The sequence below is a fragment of the Mycobacterium sp. 050134 genome (assembly GCF_036409085.1).
Classification (GTDB): domain Bacteria; phylum Actinomycetota; class Actinomycetes; order Mycobacteriales; family Mycobacteriaceae; genus Mycobacterium.
The window spans coordinates 200,028-216,645 of sequence record NZ_JAZGLV010000006.1 but is presented as its reverse complement, the minus strand read 5'-3'; the positions used below and the strand labels follow the sequence as shown (position 1 = coordinate 216,645).

General features: G+C 69.9%; 15 protein-coding genes. 5 read left to right on the top strand and 10 right to left on the bottom strand.

Translation table 11 applies throughout. The features are described 5' to 3' along the window. Positions 1–31: 31 nt before the first annotated feature. The 5 genes from SKC42_RS09490 to cydC all read left to right on the top strand — a co-directional run bounded on the left by SKC42_RS09490 (position 32) and on the right by cydC (position 6,568). On the top strand, positions 32–610 hold the full coding sequence (locus tag SKC42_RS09490) for an HdeD family acid-resistance protein (RefSeq protein ID WP_330964044.1): 579 nt from the start codon (positions 32–34) through the stop codon (positions 608–610). 88 nt (positions 611–698) lie between these two features. Next, positions 699–2,171 (top strand): cytochrome ubiquinol oxidase subunit I, encoded by a 1,473-nt coding sequence (locus SKC42_RS09485; RefSeq protein ID WP_330964043.1) that lies wholly within the window; start codon positions 699–701, stop codon positions 2,169–2,171. A gap of 29 nt (positions 2,172–2,200) precedes the next feature. Continuing rightward, positions 2,201–3,241 (top strand): cytochrome d ubiquinol oxidase subunit II, encoded by a 1,041-nt coding sequence (cydB, locus tag SKC42_RS09480; protein ID WP_330964042.1) that lies wholly within the window; start codon positions 2,201–2,203, stop codon positions 3,239–3,241. 62 nt (positions 3,242–3,303) lie between these two features. Continuing rightward, positions 3,304–4,917, top strand: a complete 1,614-nt coding sequence (cydD, locus tag SKC42_RS09475; protein WP_330964090.1) for a thiol reductant ABC exporter subunit CydD — start codon at positions 3,304–3,306, stop codon at positions 4,915–4,917. Continuing rightward, complete coding sequence (gene cydC / locus SKC42_RS09470) at positions 4,892–6,568, top strand: thiol reductant ABC exporter subunit CydC (RefSeq protein WP_330964041.1); 1,677 nt, start codon at positions 4,892–4,894, stop codon at positions 6,566–6,568. Before cydD ends, cydC begins: the two co-directional genes overlap by 26 nt. A 14-nt stretch (positions 6,569–6,582) precedes the next feature. Here the strand turns inward: cydC and SKC42_RS09465 are convergent, their stop codons facing one another. From SKC42_RS09465 to trpC, 10 genes are all read right to left on the bottom strand, one after another. Beyond that, the gene (locus SKC42_RS09465; RefSeq protein WP_330964040.1) at positions 6,583–7,500 is read right to left on the bottom strand and encodes an LLM class F420-dependent oxidoreductase; all 918 of its coding nucleotides are present in this window, start codon (positions 7,498–7,500) and stop codon (positions 6,583–6,585) included. 70 nt (positions 7,501–7,570) lie between these two features. After that, the gene (locus tag SKC42_RS09460; protein ID WP_330964039.1) at positions 7,571–8,968 is read right to left on the bottom strand and encodes a bifunctional lysylphosphatidylglycerol flippase/synthetase MprF; all 1,398 of its coding nucleotides are present in this window, start codon (positions 8,966–8,968) and stop codon (positions 7,571–7,573) included. A gap of 152 nt (positions 8,969–9,120) precedes the next feature. Continuing rightward, on the bottom strand, positions 9,121–10,026 hold the full coding sequence (locus tag SKC42_RS09455; protein ID WP_330964038.1) for an acyl-CoA thioesterase II: 906 nt from the start codon (positions 10,024–10,026) through the stop codon (positions 9,121–9,123). A gap of 78 nt (positions 10,027–10,104) precedes the next feature. Further along, entirely contained in the window at positions 10,105–11,523 is a 1,419-nt protein-coding gene (gene pyk / locus SKC42_RS09450) for a pyruvate kinase (protein ID WP_330964037.1), read from the bottom strand. 65 nt (positions 11,524–11,588) lie between these two features. Then, entirely contained in the window at positions 11,589–12,002 is a 414-nt protein-coding gene (locus tag SKC42_RS09445; RefSeq protein WP_330964036.1) for a DUF2752 domain-containing protein, read from the bottom strand. Continuing rightward, positions 11,992–12,387 carry a TM2 domain-containing protein gene (locus SKC42_RS09440; RefSeq protein WP_330964035.1) on the bottom strand — a complete coding sequence of 132 codons (396 nt, stop codon included), beginning with the start codon at positions 12,385–12,387 and terminating at the stop codon, positions 11,992–11,994. The genes SKC42_RS09445 and SKC42_RS09440 overlap by 11 nt, the downstream gene beginning before the upstream one ends. A gap of 62 nt (positions 12,388–12,449) precedes the next feature. Next, a complete protein-coding gene (locus SKC42_RS09435; RefSeq protein WP_330964034.1) occupies positions 12,450–13,574 on the bottom strand; it encodes a prolipoprotein diacylglyceryl transferase in 1,125 nt (374 codons plus the stop codon). Then, complete coding sequence (trpA, locus tag SKC42_RS09430) at positions 13,571–14,386, bottom strand: tryptophan synthase subunit alpha (protein ID WP_330964033.1); 816 nt, start codon at positions 14,384–14,386, stop codon at positions 13,571–13,573. Before trpA ends, SKC42_RS09435 begins: the two co-directional genes overlap by 4 nt. Continuing rightward, positions 14,383–15,663: a tryptophan synthase subunit beta gene (gene trpB / locus SKC42_RS09425; protein ID WP_330964032.1), complete on the bottom strand. Its 1,281-nt coding sequence runs from the start codon at positions 15,661–15,663 to the stop codon at positions 14,383–14,385. The genes trpA and trpB overlap by 4 nt, the downstream gene beginning before the upstream one ends. Positions 15,664–15,722: 59 nt before the next feature. Beyond that, positions 15,723–16,541: an indole-3-glycerol phosphate synthase TrpC gene (trpC, locus tag SKC42_RS09420; RefSeq protein ID WP_330964031.1), complete on the bottom strand. Its 819-nt coding sequence runs from the start codon at positions 16,539–16,541 to the stop codon at positions 15,723–15,725. Between the last annotated feature and the right edge of the window lie 77 nt (positions 16,542–16,618).

Sequence of the window (16,618 nt, the reverse complement as noted above, 5' to 3'; positions counted from 1 at the left end):
CGCGACCTCGGTTTTGTGTCAGACTTCGGCCATGACAACCACTCCTGGGACCACCCCCGTTCCAAGCTTGTTGCCGCATCTCTGGAAATCCACTCTGGTATCGGGACTTCTGTCGCTGGTGCTCGGCGTCCTGGTGCTGGCATGGCCGGGAATTTCGGTCGTGGTCGCCGCGATCGCCTTCGGCGTCTACCTGCTGATCACCGGGATCGCGCAGGTGGCGTTCGCCTTAGCCCTGCACGTCTCGGCGGGCAGCCGGATCCTGTTGTTCATCAGCGGTGCCGCGTCCCTGATCCTGGCATTGCTCGCCTTCCGGCATTTCGGTCAGGGATACGCAATTCTGTTGCTGGCCATCTGGATTGGGGTCGGCTTCATCTTCCGCGGCGTTGCCACAACGGTTTCGGCCATCAGCGACCCGATCCTGCCGGGCCGGGGCTGGTCGATCTTCGTCGGGCTCATCAGCCTGCTCGCCGGCATCGTCGTGCTCGCCTCGCCGTTCGAATCCATCGTCACACTGGCCCTCGTGGTGGGTGTGTGGTTCGTGGTCATCGGCGTCTTCGAAATCGTGTCGTCGTTCGGCATCCGCAAGGCGTCGAAGACCCTCGGCGCATAAGCCCCGGCCGCCAAGTGGCTACGACACAGCTGTCTACTACACTGTGTCGTAGCCACTTTGCAGCCTCCGCACCCTCGGGAGATGACAGATGAATGTCGTCGATATTTCGCGGTGGCAGTTCGGTATCACCACCGTCTACCACTTCATCTTCGTGCCACTCACAATCGGTTTGGCCCCCCTGCTGGCCATCATGCAGACCGTGTGGGTGGCCACCGGCAACACCGCGTGGTATCGCCTCACTAAGTTTTTCGGGAAGCTGTTCCTGATCAACTTCGCCATCGGCGTGGCCACCGGGATCGTGCAGGAATTCCAGTTCGGCATGAACTGGAGCGAGTACTCGCGGTTCGTCGGGGACATTTTCGGCGCCCCGCTGGCCATGGAGGGCCTGTTCGCCTTCTTCTTCGAGTCCACATTCATCGGGCTGTGGATCTTCGGCTGGGGACGGCTGCCCAAGCTCGTGCACCTGGCCTGCATCTGGATCGTCGCATTCGGCGTGAACGCGTCCGCCTTCTTCATCATCGTGGCGAACTCGTTCATGCAGCACCCCGTCGGCGCTCACTACAACCCGACCACGCACCGCGCGGAGCTCGACAGCATCGGCGCGTTGCTCTCCAATAACACTGCGCGGGCTGCGTTTACGCACACGGTGACGGGGGCTCTGCTGACGGCGGGAGCCTTCGTCGCCGCCGTCAGCGCATGGTGGCTGGTGCGTTCCCGGACGCCGGCCTCCGCCACGCCGTCGGCCGAGTCGGACGCCCGCACCATGTTCCGTCCGGCGACCATCCTCGGCTGCTGGGTGGTGCTGATCGCCGCGGTCGGCCTGTTCTTCACCGGCGACCACCAGGGCAAGCTGATGTTCGTCCAGCAACCCATGAAGATGGCATCGGCCGAAACGCTCTGCGACACCGAGAAGGATCCGGATTTCTCGATCCTCACCGTCGGCCGGCACAACAACTGTGACGGGGTCAAGGGCGTCATCGAGGTGCCCTATGTGCTGCCTTTCCTCGCCCAGGGACGCACCAGCGACGTCACCTTGCAGGGCGTGCGCAACCTCCAGCACGACTACGAACAACGTTTCGGCCCAAACGATTACCGGCCCAACATGTTCGTCACCTACTGGTCGTTCCGGGCGATGATCGGGCTCCTCGCGATTCCGGTCTTGTTCGCGCTGGCGGCGCTGTGGCTCACCCGCGGCGGACGAGTTCCCAATCAGCGGTGGTTCTCCTGGTTCGCGCTGGTGACGATTCCCGCCCCCTTCCTCGCCAACATCGCCGGGTGGGTGTTCACCGAGATGGGCCGTCAGCCATGGATCGTCGCGCCGAACCCGACGGGTGACCAGCAGGTCCGGTTCACGGTGCACGAAGCGGTCTCCGATCACGCGCCGGGGATGGTGATCACGTCGCTGGTGACGTTCACGGTCGTCTACGCGGTGCTCGCGGTCATCTGGTTCTGGCTGCAACGGCGCTACATCGTCGAGGGGCCGCAGGAACACGATGCCGAACCCGCCCCGCCCAAGGCACCCAGCGAGGACGAGGTCGCCCCACTCTCGTTCGCGTACTAGGCCCCACAAACCCGGAAAGGAGCTGACCGATGCAACTGCAGGAGTTGTGGTTTGGCATCATCGGGATGCTGTTCCTTGGCTTCTTCGTCTTGGAGGGCTTCGACTTCGGCGTGGGCATGTTGATGGAGCCGCTCGCCCGCATCGGCAGCGGTGACCCGGAGCCCGACCGTCGCACCGCCCTGAACACCATCGGGCCGGTCTGGGACGGCAACGAGGTCTGGCTCATCGTGGGCGGGGCCGCGATGTTCGCCGCCTATCCGGGTTGGTACGCCACGGTGTTCTCGACGCTGTACCTGCCGCTGCTGGCGATCCTGTTTGGGATGATCGTGCGCGCGGTCGCCATCGAGTGGCGCGGCAAGGTCGACGACACGAAATGGCGCGGCTGGGCCGATGTGGGCATCGCGACGGGATCGTGGCTGCCCGCGGTGCTCTGGGGTGTCGCGTTCGCCATCCTGGTGCGGGGCCTGCCCGTCGACGCCGCCGGCCACGTGCACCTGTCGATCACCGACGTGCTCAACGCCTACACGCTGCTGGGCGGCCTGGCCACCGCGGGGCTCTTCGGGTTCTACGGCGCCGTGTTCATCTCGCTGAAGACTTTCGGCGCGATCCGTGACGACGCCCACCGGGTCGCGGTGCGGCTGTCCCTCCCGGTGACGGGGGTGGTCGCGGCCTTCGGGCTGTGGACGCAGCTGGCCTACGGCAAGCCCTGGACCTGGCTGGTGCTGGCCGTGGCCGTGATCGCGCAGCTCGCGGCGGTGCTGTTGGTCTGGCGGCGGGGGTCCGACGGCTGGGCGTTCGCCTGCACGGCGGTGGTGGTGGCCGCCGTTGTGATCCTGCTGTTCGGTTGCCTCTACCCGAACTTGGTGCCCTCCACGCTGGACAAGCAGTGGAGCCTCACGATCTACAACGCGTCGTCGACCCCCTACACCCTCAAGGTCATGACATGGGTGACCGTGTTCATGGCACCGTTTACCGTGGTCTACCAGGCGTGGACGTATTACGTTTTCCGCCAGCGCATTTCGGCCGATCGGATACCGCCGTCCATCGGTCTGGCGAGGCGTCCGTCCTGACCGCGGCCGACTCCACCCGGCGGCCGCCCCTGGACCCGCGACTGTGGCGGGCATCGACCGCGTTGCGGCGTTATCTGCTCGCCGCGGTGGGCTGCGGGGTGCTGATCTCCGGTTGCGCGATCGGCTCGGCGATCCTGCTGGCGCACATCGTCGCGCGGGTGGTGGGTGACCCAGGGGCGCGCAGCCTGCGCGTCTTATCGGCGCCCCTGGCAATCCTGTTGGCGCTCTGGACGGTCCGGACGGCCGCGCACTTGCTTCAGGCGCGGCTGGGCCAGCGCGGCGCCGGCGCCGTCATCGCCGAGCTGTCCGGTCAGGTGCTGGCGTCGGTGACCGCCCGGCAACCCCGCGAGCTCGCGGCGCAGCGCGACGCCGCCGGCGTGGTGGTCACCCGCGGGCTCGACGGGCTGCGACCCTACTTCGCCGGGTATCTGCCGACGTTGCTGCTCGCGGCGATCCTGACCCCGGCAACGGTCGCGGTGATCGCGCTCTACGACCTGAAATCGACCGTCATCGTGCTAATCACCCTGCCACTCATTCCCGTCTTCATGGTGCTCATCGGACTGGCGACGGCCGAGCGCTCGGCCGCGGCGCTGGCCGCCATGACCACCCTGCAGGCACGACTATTGGACCTCATCGCCGGCATCCCCACGCTGCGGGCGCTGGGACGCGGGCGCGGCCCGGAGAAGCGGATCGCCGAACTTTCGGCCGCCCACCGCCGTTCGGCGATGGCGACGCTGCGGATCGCCTTCCTGTCGGCGCTGGTGCTCGAATTGCTCGCCACCCTGGGCGTGGCGCTGATCGCGGTCAGCATCGGCCTGCGCCTGGTGTTCGGCGAGATGACGCTCGCGACCGGTTTGACCGTCCTGCTGCTGGCGCCCGACGTCTACTGGCCGCTGCGCCGGATCGGCGTGGAATTCCACGCCGCGCAGGACGGTCGCACCGCTGCCGACCAAGCGTTCGCCCTCATCGGCGACCCGCCCTCCGCGACGGCCCGGCACCGGACCGTCGCGGCGCGCGGCGCGGAGATCCGCCTGGAAGGCCTCAGCGTCGCCGGGCGGGACGGCCGCGCGCCACACGCGCTGAGCGCGGTGGTCTCCCCCGGGTCCGTGACGGTGCTGACCGGGCCGAACGGCGCAGGAAAGAGCACGGCGCTGCAGGCGATCGCCGGGCTCACCGCGCCCTCGTCGGGCCGGGTCACCGTGGCCGGCGTGGACATCGCCGAGCTGGAGCCGACCGCCTGGTGGCGACAGTTGTCGTGGCTGTCGCAGCGACCCGCGCTGGTCCCCGGCAGCGTGGGCGACAACCTCGCGCTGTTCGGTGACCTAGGCGACCAGGACTCCGCCTGCCGCGCGTCGGGCTTCGACTCGGTGCTGGCCGAGCTGCCCGACGGGCCGGACACCGTGCTGGGCCGAGGCGGCGTCGGGCTCTCCCTGGGGCAGCGCCAACGCCTCGGCCTGGCCCGGGCGCTCGGATCCGCGGCACCGGTCCTGCTGCTCGACGAGCCCACCGCGCACCTGGACGCCCAGACCGAGCAACGGGTGTTGCGGGCCGTCGTCGAGCGCGCGCGGGCCGGCGCGACGGTGATCGTTATCGGACACCGCGAGCCCGTCGTCGCCATCGGCGACCGGGTGGTCGAGGTGTCCGCCGGCCATGCGGTGCGGTATGCGGCCACCTGAGCCTGCGCTCATGCGCGCGGCCGCCGGCCTGCTGCGCCCGCGGCTGTCCCGCATCCTGGCGGCCATCGCCCTGGGTGTGCTGTCACTGGGCAGTGCGCTGGCCCTGGCCGGCGTGTCCGCGTGGCTGATCACACGGGCCTGGCAGATGCCGCCCGTGCTGGACCTGTCGGTCGCGGCCGTCGCGGTGCGCGCCTTCGCGATTTCGCGCGGCGTGCTGCACTACTGCGAGCGGCTGGCCACCCACGACGCCGCGCTGCGCGCCGCGGGCACCGCCCGGGCGCAGATCTATGGCCGGCTCGCGCGGGGACCGGCGGCGGCCGCGATCCGGTTACCCAGCGGCGAGTTGGTGGCGCGGGTGGGCTCCGACGTCGACGAGCTGGCCAACGTGCTAGTGCGCGCCCTGGTCCCCATCGGGGTCGCCATGGTCCTGGGGGTGGCGGCGGTTGCCGTCGTGGCGCTGATCTCGATGCCGGCCGCGGCGGTGCTGGCGATCTGCCTGCTGCTCGCCGGCTTCGTCGCCCCCCGGCTGGCCGGAAATGCGGCCGCGGCGCAGGAAGAGGTTGCCAGGCAACATCATTCGCAGCGCGACGCCGCGGCGATGACAGCCCTGGAATACGCGCCCGAGCTTCGCGTCGCCGGCGTCCTACCCGAGGTCATCGCCGAATCCCAACGCCGCCAGCGCGCGTGGGCCGGCGCCCTTGACGCCGCCGTCCGGCCTGCCGCGATCGCCGAGGCGATCCCGACCGCCGCGATCGGCGCGAGCGTGATCGGCGCCGTGGTGGCCGCCTTCGCGCTGGCGCCGACGGTGGCGCCGACCACGCTGGCCGTGCTGATGTTGTTGCCCCTCTCGGCCTTCGAGGCGACGACCCCGCTGCCGGGCGCCGCCGTGCAGTTGACGCGCTCGCGGATCGCCGCACGTCGCCTGCTCGACCTGGCGCCGCCGCAACGCCCCGACCGGGCCCCGAAGCCGGCGGTTCGGCCGCCCGACGGCACCGGCCGGCTGGTGGCCGACGTCCGCTCCGGTCACGACGTTTCGGCGCGGTCCACCCGGGCGGCGCTCGACCTGCCCCCCGGCGCGCGGTTGGCCGTCACCGGCGCGAGCGGCTCCGGGAAGACGACACTGCTGATGACCCTTGCCGGGCTCATCGCGCCGCTGAACGGCCGGGTGACGCTGGACGGGACCGAACTGGGCGACTTCGACGAAGACGAATTGCGGCGCGCCGTCGCCTTTTTCGCCGAGGACGCACACGTCTTCGCGACCACCGTCCGCGACAACCTGCTGGTGGCCCGCGGCGACGGCCGCGACGACGAGCTGGCCGCGGCGCTGGACTCCGTCGGCCTGGGCGGCTGGGCCGCCTCGTTGCCCGACGGCTTGTCGACGGTGCTGACCGGCGGCGCGCAGGCCCTGTCGGCGGGGCAGCGCCGGCGGTTACTCCTGGCCCGGGCCGTCCTCTCACCGGCGCGGATCGTGCTCCTGGACGAACCCACGGAGCATCTCGACGCGGCCGACTCCGATCGCCTGCTGGCCGACCTGCTGGGCACCGGCGGCGGCCTCCTGGGGGCAGACCGGACCGTGGTGGTGGCGACGCATCACCTCCCCGCGCGCCTCGGCTGTGAGCGCTTGCACGTCGGCTCGGCGTCGGCTACCTGAGCCGTGCCGAGGTCTCAGACCGACGCGGCAAGCCGCCAAAGCGCCTCTCGGTCAACGGATTCCGAGCGGTCCACCGGGTTGATCACCACGTCGGTCGCGCCCGCATCGAGGTAGCTGCGCAGCTGTTTGCGCACGGCGTCCTCGGACCCGATCGCAGCCAGGTCGGTGATGCTGGTGACGGCCTCGCGGGCGATCACGTTCCGGTAGGACGGGATGGTTTCGTAGAAGCCCAGGTGCTCGGCGGCGAAAGCCCGCCCGGCGTCGACGTCGTCGGTCACCAACACGGGCACCGCCGCGATGATGCGCGGCGACGGGCGGCCCGCCGCGGCCGCCGCCGCGGTGATGGTCGGGACGATGAATTCACCGATCGTGCGCGGCCCCGCCAGATACGGCAGCGTGCCGTCGGCGAGTTCGCCGGTGACTTGCAACGCCTTCGGACCCATCGCGGCCACGTAGACCGGCACCGGGGACCCCCCGGCGACGCGCGCCGGCCAGAAGGGGCTGGCGGTCAGCTCGGCGCCATGGACGTCGACGTCTCCGGTGTCGAAGACGGAGTTCAGGATCGTCAGATGTTCGCGCAGCCGCTGAATCGTGTTGGTCCAGTCGACGCCGAACATCTGCCGTTCCAGCGCCCGCGCGCCCAATCCCAGCCCGAGGCTGAAGTTGCCGTGTGCGGCGGCCTGGGCCGTCTGGGCCAGAGCGGCGACGATCAACGGGTGGCGGGGGTTGATCGGCACGACCGAGGTGCCGACCCCGAGGCCCGGCACCGCCGCCCCGATCAGCCCGGACAGCGCGATCGCGTCGTAGGTGGCCTGCTGGGCGAGCCAGACCTGGCGCACCCCGAGTTCGTGGGCGCGCCTGGCCTGTTCGATCACGTCGTCGACAAGGTTGCGGGCGTCAGGGCGGGGCATCAGGAAGGTTCCGGTGGGCATGCCGCAACCAACGCACCCCGACCGGCGGCCATTCCTGTCGAATCGCCGTGATCGCAAGTCAACCGGCCGCCTAGAGGTGTCGCCGGCGCGGCATGAACTCGACCGACAACAACACGAACAGCAGCGGAATCAGCTGGGTCATCGAGATCAGGGCGTAGCGCCGGGAATCCAGAGCGTGGAACTTGCGAACGTACCGGTACAACGACTCCAGCGCGATCAATGGGTCCAGTGCGTGGATCAAGACATAGAAGACGTGCTGGATGCGGCTGCGGTTCCGCTCGTCGAAGATTTCCGGAAAGGCCGCGAAGGAAAGCGAGACACGCTGCGCGCCGGCTTCTTTCGCGGCCAGCGCCATGTCGACGCTGAGCCGTTCGTCGATGCCGTTGGGCGCCCCGCGGCGGCGCCACGGCACGTCGAGGCTGACGTCGCCGCCGCCGCCGGCGGTGGCGTAACGGTGGAAGCCCTGCGCCAGGCCCGAGGCATCCCTGGCGATGATGAGCTGAATCCCGGGGAACCGGCCCTCCAGCACACCGTCGAGGTTCATGAAGAAGCCCCGCTGCGTGCCCGACCCGCGGGACGCCGCCCGCACGACGTCGGCCAGTTCGGCGACCAGCCCCTCGTCGAGCGCCTGCTCGGAGACGATCTCGGTCGTGATGCCGCAGTTGTGCGTGCGCTTGACCGCCTGGCGCAGGTTGCGGAACTTTCGCCCCGCCATGTCGAAGCCCGACACGTCGATGACGACGTCGCGGCCGATCGGCACCGGCCGCAGCGATTGCCCGATCACCGCCGGGTCGGTCCACAGCCCGAGCCGGCGCTCACCGCAGCCCACCACCGCGATCCGCCAGCCGTGCGCGTGGCAGGTGGCCGCGAAGTCGGCGACCAGCTCGGGGAATTTCGCCTCGTCTCCGATCGGGTCGCCGCCGACCACGGCGAATCCCAGCCGGGTCCGGTAGGCCAGCGCCGCGGCGCCGTCGGCGGTGAAGTGGTAGCACTTGCCCGTCTGCATGGCGAACGGCGCCAGCGGATCGTTCCGGGTGGCGTCGATCAGCGCCCAGGCCCGGGGCAGGTCGCCGGGCCGCGGGCGCGCCGCCGTCGACCACATCAGCGCCGGCCCGGACCCGACGATCAGGACGGCGCCGAGCAGGTCGAACGACAGCACGTGGGCGCCGAGTCCGCCCAGCACGAAGATGGCGGCCGAAGCCGCGTGCGCGGCGGTCACCGGGCGCCCCAGGAAGATGCCCCGGGCGATGAACGCCACCGCCCCCAGGACCGTCAGCGACCACCCCAGCCGATCGGCGTAGTGCCAACCGGGGTTGTGATGGTGGCGGACGAGGATGACGACGAGCCAGCCCGCGGCGCAGAGCAGGGCCAGGGCGCCGATCCAGCGGGCGGCGAGCGTGTCGGCGTGAACGACCACCCGTTCGCGGGCGCGAGGCCTCGCCGCGCCGTCGACCGGTGATGGTTTCATCTCTCACCTCCCGATGCGCTGAAATCAGCTGGGCGGCCAGTTGCCACCTCTGCACCGCGTACCCGGCTAGCTGCAACTTACCCCCGGTGAGAGCCCCGACGAACGGGATTCTCGAGGCTCTCAGGGGCTCCAGGGGCGCCCTCTCACCCGAGTTATCGGCGCGGGGGCGGGAAGTATTTCAGCACGCCCTCCTGCACGACGGTGGCGAGGAGTTGCCCGGACGGATCGAAGAAATGGCCGGTGCCCAGGCCGCGGGAATCGGCGGCCACCGGGGACGACGTCGAGTACAGCACCCAGTCGTTGAAGTCGACCTGCCGGTGGAACCAGACCGAATGGTTGGCGGATGCGGCGAAGATGCGATCGAACCCCCACGACAACCCGTGCGTGGTGATCACCGAGTCCAGGACGGTGGTGTCGGAGGTGTACACCATGACCGCGGTGTGCAGCACCGGATCGTCGGGCAGGACCCCCAGCGCCTTGACCCAGACCCGGTTGTGCGGGAGCCGCTCACCCTTGTCCCGCATCACCCACGCCGGGTCATTGGTGTAGCGCCACTCGATGGGCTGCAGGGCGTTGACGAAGTGCGGGACGGTCTCCTCGTACCCCCGCAACAGCTCGGCGATCCGGGGCTGCGTGTGCGGCTCGGGCACCGCGGGCGGCTCGACGGCGTGCTCGAGTCCGGGACCACCGGACATGTGGGAGATCAGCGCCGACGACAGCAGCAGGCCGTCCTGCACGGCGTCCACCCGCCGGTTGGCGAAGCGCCGCTCGTCGCGCAGCCGCATCACGTGGAACTCGACGTCCTTGCCGGTGTCACCGCCGTTGACGAAGTGCACCGACAGCGCGCTTGGCGGCAGGTCGTCGCGCGTCAGCGTGCGGGAACTCGCGACGAACGACTGGGCCATGAGCTGACCGCCGAACGTCCGCATCGGGTTCTTGCTCGGGTGACTGCCGACGAACCGGTCGTCGCCGACGCGGTCAAGGTCGAGGATGGCCAGCAGTTCCTCGAAATCCGAGTAGGTGTCTTCGCGGACGTTCGGCTCGTCGCCAGCCGGCACGGGCTCTCCTCAAGGGCTCGATTGCGCGCCTCTGCCCCCGCCGCGCGGGGGCCGCAGACCAGGCCGGACGACCGGGCGCTAGACGTCGTCCTCCCCGATCCGGTGCACATGGATCAGGTTGGTCGACCCTACTGTGCCAGGCGGCGCGCCGGCGACGATCACCACCAGGTCACCACGCTTGTAGCGGCCGAGCTCCAGCAGCGACTTGTCGACCTGGCGGATCATGCCGTCGGTGGACGTCATCATCGGGACGATGAAGGTCTCGGTGCCCCACGTCATGGCGAGTTGGCTGCGCACCTCGGGCCAGGCGGTGAACGCGAGCAGCGGCAGCGGGGTGTGCAGGCGCGCCAGCCGCTTGACGGTGTCGCCGGACTGGGTGAACGCGACCAGCGCCTTGGCGTCGAGCCGCTCGCCGATGTCCCGGGCCGCGTAAGAGATCACCCCGCGCTTGGTGCGCGGCACATGGGTCAGCGGCGGCGCGGCCGTGGAGTTCTCCTCGACGGCGCAGATGATGCGCGACATCGTGCGCACGGCGGCCAGCGGATACTTCCCCACCGAGGTCTCGCCGGACAGCATCACGGCGTCGGCTCCGTCGAGCACGGCGTTGGCGACGTCGGAAGCCTCCGCCCGCGTTGGCCGCGAGTTCTCGATCATCGAGTCGAGCATCTGCGTCGCCACGATGACGGGCTTGGCGTTTTCCCGGGCGATCTGAATGGCCCTCTTCTGCACCAGCGGGACCTCTTCGAGCGGCAGCTCGACACCCAGGTCGCCGCGCGCCACCATGATGGCGTCGAACGCGAGCACGATGGCTTCCAGGTTGTCGACCGCCTCGGGCTTCTCCAGCTTGGCGATCACCGGCACCCGCCGCCCGATCCGGTCCATGATCTCGTGGACCAGCTCGACGTCGGACGGCGAGCGGACGAAGGACAGCGCGATCAGGTCCACGCCGAGGTCCAGCGCGAAGGTGAGATCCTCGATGTCCTTCTCCGACAGGGCGGGCGCGGAGACGTTCATGCCGGGCAGCGACATGCCCTTGTTGTTGCTGACGGGCCCGCCTTCGGTGACGGTGCAGACGACGTCGTCGCCCTCGATGGCATCGACCACCAAGCCCACCTTGCCGTCGTCGATCAGGACCCGGTCACCGACCACGGCGTCCTTGGCCAGCGTCTTGTACGTGGTGGATACGCGGTCGTGGGTGCCCTCGCATTCCGCGACGGTGATCCGCACGACCTCGCCGTCGGCCCAGTACGTGGACCCGGTGGCGAAGCGGCCCAACCTGATCTTGGGGCCCTGCAGGTCGGCGAGCACACCGACGGCGCGGCCGCTGGCGTCGGAGGCGGCCCGCACGCGTTCGTAGGCGACCTTGTGGTCGGCGTAGTCACCGTGACTGAAGTTCAGTCGGGCGACGTCCATTCCGGCATCGACAAGCGCTGCGATCAGCTCATCCGAGGCGGTGGCAGGGCCAAGGGTGCAGACGATCTTCCCGCGTCTACTCACGGCGCCCCAGCATAGTCGCGCGCGCGGCCCGGGGCGCTCGTTGACCGCCGGGCTTAATGCCCGGGCTACCCACTGTTGGTCGGAATCAACGGGAATCCGGGCAGATTGCGCAGCACCGTCCATAGGGTCGCCGCGACGACGGTCGCCAGCACCGCCGGCGTCGGCGGCGCGGACCTGCCCGCGCGGCGGCCGAGGAGCACCCCACCGGCCAGCAGCGGGAGGCCAACCACGAGGAAGAGGTTGTCGTTGATGGCGGCCACCAGGTCGCCGTGCAGCAGGTCGTGGGTCATCCGCAGCCCGCCGCAGAACGGGCAGTTCCAGCCGGTGAGCCATTTGAACGGACACAGCGGATAGAGCGAACTGGTGTTGTGGGGGTCGACGAGTCCGACGTAGCCCAACGCGCCCCCGAGGAGCGCCGCGGTCCCGACGGCCGGGTAGCGGCGCCGGGGCGCGGCGCGCGGCCGGTGCTCAGGTTCCATCGCGCAAGGGGCGACCCTGCGAGTCGGGCACCTTGTCGGTGAGGATGAGGATCGCGTCAACGACGCTCCAGATGAGTCCGATCCCGCAGGTGAGCCAGCCGACCAGCAGCTGCGCCACGCCGATGCCGATGTCACCGATGTAGAAGCGGCCGATCCCACCGACGCCGACCAGGCTGAGCAGCTGGAGCAGGCCCGCGATCGTCTTCGACTTGTCCGAATACGGCTGCCCCGTCACCGGGTGGCGGCCGAACGGGGCGGACGGGTCGTAGTAACCGCCCGGCGCCGGATACTGCGGGTATGGGGGCGGATAGCCCGGCCGATACCCGGGCGGCTGCGGGGGCGGCCCACCGAAACTAGCGGGGTCCGGCGGCGACGGTTCGGTCACCGTGCCAGCATGACAGATCGGCCATCGCGACGCCCTAAGAGATTTTCGACGACCCGCTCGCGCTAGCGCTGCCTGCGCAGGCTCCAGCGCCCGCGGCGCACCTCGCCGTCGCCGGCGGGTGCGCCCGGCGCGGCCTCCTCGGACTCTGCGGCCTCCTCGGACCCTTCGGGCTGCTCCGACTCGTCCGTGTCGGGCCCCTCGGTTTCGTCCTCGGGCTCGGGAACTTCCGGCTCGTCGGGCTGTTCGGGTTCGGGCTCCGCCGCTTCGGACGCATCCGCGGCGGCCACCGGCTCCGGTTCCGGCGACACCTCGACGACGCCTTCGTTGCCACGCAGGCTCTCGGGGTCCTCGCGCCCCTTCGGCGCCACGATGAGATACACGACCGCACCGATGAACACGAACGTCGAGGTGAACGAGTTGATCCGGATGCCGGCGATGTGGGTCGCCGTGTCGTCGCGCAGCAGCTCGACGCCGAAGCGCCCGATGCAGTAGCCGGCCACGTAGAGGGCGAACAGCCGCCCATGTCCCAGCGTGAACCGCCGGTCCAGGTAGATCAGCGCGGCGAAAACGATGACGTTCCAGATCAGTTCGTAGAGGAACGTGGGCTGCACGACCAGCGCCACCTGCCCCGTCGAGACGCCGTCGAGCGAATGCGGGTCGACGTATCCCGACGGGTCACGGCGGTAGAAGATCTCCAGCCCCCACGGCAGCGTGGTCTCGCGGCCGTAGAGTTCCTGGTTGAAGTAGTTGCCCAACCGTCCGATCGCCTGAGCCAGAACGATCCCAGGGGCGATCGCGTCGCCGAAGGCGGGCAACGGGATTCCCCGGCGCCGACAGGCGATCCACGCGCCGACGCCGCCGAGCGCCACCGCGCCCCAGATGCCAAGGCCGCCGTCCCAGATGCGCAGCGCCGCGCCGAACCCCGCACCGCCGGGTCCCCAGTAGGTCCGCCAGTCGGTAGCCAGGTGGTAGAGCCGGCCGCCGATCAGGCCGAACGGCACGGCCCACAGCGCGACGTCGTAGATCACGCCCCGCTGGCCGCCGCGGGCCTCCCAGCGGCGGTCGCCGATGACGAGGGCGACCACGATGCCGGTGATGATGAACAGCGCGTAGGCGCGGATCGGCAATGGCCCGAGGTGCCACACCCCCTGCGGCGGGCTGGGGAAGTACGTGGGCGCCATCGTCATGAGGCCGCGACCCTGTCGCGCACGCCGTGAGCGAGTTCCTCGGTCAACGCGCGCAAGGCCGGCACGCCACCGTCGCCCAGCACCGACACCAAGGCGGAGCCGACGATGACCCCGTCGGCGTAACCGGCGATCTGCGCTGCCTGCTCGCGGGATCGCACCCCCAAGCCCACGCCGACGGGTATGCCAGACAGCTGCCGCACCCGAGCCACCAGTTCCGGCGCCGCCTGCGAAACGGCATCCCGCGCCCCGGTCACCCCCATCGTGGAGGCCGCGTAGAGGAACCCGCGGGAAGCCTCGATGGTCATCGCCAACCGTTGCGGCGTCGACGAGGGCGCCACCAGGAAGATCCGATCCAACCGATGCTCGTCCGACGCCGCCAGCCACCGGTCGGCCTCGTCGGGGATCAGGTCGGGAGTGATCAAGCCGCGCCCGCCCGCCGCCGCGAGGTCGCGCGCGAACGCGTCCACGCCGTACCGCAGCACCGGGTTCCAGTACGTCATCACCACGGCGTCCCCGCCCGCCGAGCTGATCGCCTCGACGGCGGCGAGGGTGTCCCGGACCCGCACTCCCCCGTGCAGCGCCACCTCGGTCGCCCGCGCGATGGTCGGGCCGTCCATGCCGGGGTCCGAATACGGCACACCGACCTCGATGATGTCGCAGCCGGATTCGACGAGAGCGGTCATCGCGTCGACCGACTTAGCAACGTCGGGGTAGCCCGTCGGCAGGTAGCCGATCAGCGCCGCGCGGCCTTCCCCGCGGCACGCCTCGAAGACCGGGGCGAGCCTGCTCGCCGGGCTTGGCTCCACCGTCATTGCCGGCCCGCATCGTCGGACGGCGGCATCAGCCCGAACCACCTGGCGGCGGTCTCGACGTCCTTATCGCCGCGACCCGACAGGTTCACCACAATGATTGCGCCCCGGCCCAATTCGGCTCCCAACTGGAGGGCGCCCGCCACCGCGTGCGCGGATTCGATCGCCGGGATGATGCCTTCGGTGCGGCACAGCAGCCGGAACGCGTCCATCGCCTGGGTGTCGGTGATCGGCCGGTAGTCGGCGCGGCCGGTCTCCTTGAGGTACGCGTGTTCGGGACCCACCCCCGGATAGTCCAAACCGGCCGAGATCGAATGGGATTCGATGGTCTGGCCGTCTTCGTCCTGCAGCAGGTAGGAGAACGATCCCTGGAACGCCCCCGGGGAACCACCCGCGAACGTCGCCGCGTGCCGGCCCGTCTCGACGCCGTCCCCGGCGGCCTCGAACCCCACCAGCCGCACGTCGGGGTCGTCGATGAACGCGTGGAAGATGCCGATGGCATTGGATCCGCCGCCCACGCAGGCGGTTACGGCGTCGGGCAACCGGCCCGCCTGCCGCTGGATCTGCACGCGGGCCTCCAGGCCGATGATGCGCTGGAAGTCGCGGACCATGGTCGGGAAGGGGTGCGGACCGGCCGCCGTGCCGAAGCAGTAATACGTGTTGTGCGCGTTGGTCACCCAGTCGCGGAACGCCTCGTTGATGGCGTCCTTCAGCGTCCGCGAGCCGGATTCGACGGAAACCACCTCCGCCCCCAGCAGCCGCATCCGCGCCACGTTCAGGGCCTGCCGCGCGGTGTCCACGGCGCCCATGTAGATCACGCAGTCGAGGCCGAGCAGCGCGCACGCCGTGGCGGTTGCCACGCCGTGCTGGCCGGCCCCGGTCTCGGCGATCACCCGGGTCTTGCCCATCCTGCGGGCCAGCAACGCCTGACCGAGGACGTTGTTGATCTTGTGAGAACCGGTGTGGTTCAGGTCTTCTCGCTTAAGGAAGAGGCGCGCACCGCCGGCGTGTTCGCTGAGGCGCGTCGCCTCGTACAGCGGCGACGGCCGGCCGGTGTAGTGGGTCTGCAGATCATCCAGGATGTCGAGGAAGTCTTGATTGACGCGTTCCTTCTCGTAGGCGGTCGTGACCTCTTCGATCACCGCCATCAACGCCTCGGCGACGTAGCGGCCACCCCAGCCGCCGGGGCCGAAATGGCCGCCCGCGTCGGGGTCGTGGCTGGTGGGTTCGGCGATGGCCGCACTGAAACGCGGAAGATCCGAACCGGACAGGTCTTCCATCACCAAGGCTCAACGCGGGGGCGGCTCATCGGGTTCAACGTTTCAGCGCACAACAACGTTCAGCGAGCCGGTTTCGGACAGGACGGGTGGGTGCCGGCGGCGACCAAATCGGCCACCGCGGCGCGCGGGTCACCGCTCTTGACCAGACCCTCACCGACCAGGACGGCGTCGGCGCCCGCACCGGCGTATGCCAACAGGTCCGCGGTGCCGCGCACGCCGGACTCGGCGATGCGGATCACGTTGCTGGGCAAGCCGGGAGCGATGCGCGCGAAGCAATCCCGGTCCACCGCCAGCGTCGCCAGGTCGCGGGCATTGACGCCGATGACGTTGGCACCGGCCTTGAGCGCGCGGTCGGCCTCCTCTTCGGTGTGCACCTCGACCAGCGCCGTCATGCCCAGCGATTCCGTGCGGTCGAGCATCGACACCAGCGCCGACTGCTCGAGCGCGGCGACGATGAGCAACAGCATGTCCGCGCCGTGCGCGCGGGCCTCGTGGATCTGATACGGCTGGACCACAAAATCCTTGCGCAACACAGGGGTCGACACCGCCGCCCGCACCGCGTCGAGGTCGTCGAGCGACCCGTGAAAGCGCCGCTCCTCGGTCAGCACGCTGATGATCCGCGCACCGCCATCCTCGTAGGCGCGGGCAAGCTTCGCCGGGTCGGCGATGGTCGCCAGCGGACCGGCCGACGGGCTCGCGCGCTTGACTTCCGCGATGACGCCGATGCCAGGCTCGCGCAAGGCGGCCATCACATCGAGCGGCGGCGGTGCCGCCGCGGCCAACGCCTTGATCTCCGACAGACTGATCAGGGTTTCGCGCGCGGCAACGTCGGCCCTGACTCCTTCGAGGATGGAGTCAAGCACGGATGCCGGACTCATGCCTTTCGGTTTCCTTCCGCCGTGCCCACGGTCCCCCCGTCGTCGCCACCTTCTTGGACGATGTCAAGAAGGGTAGC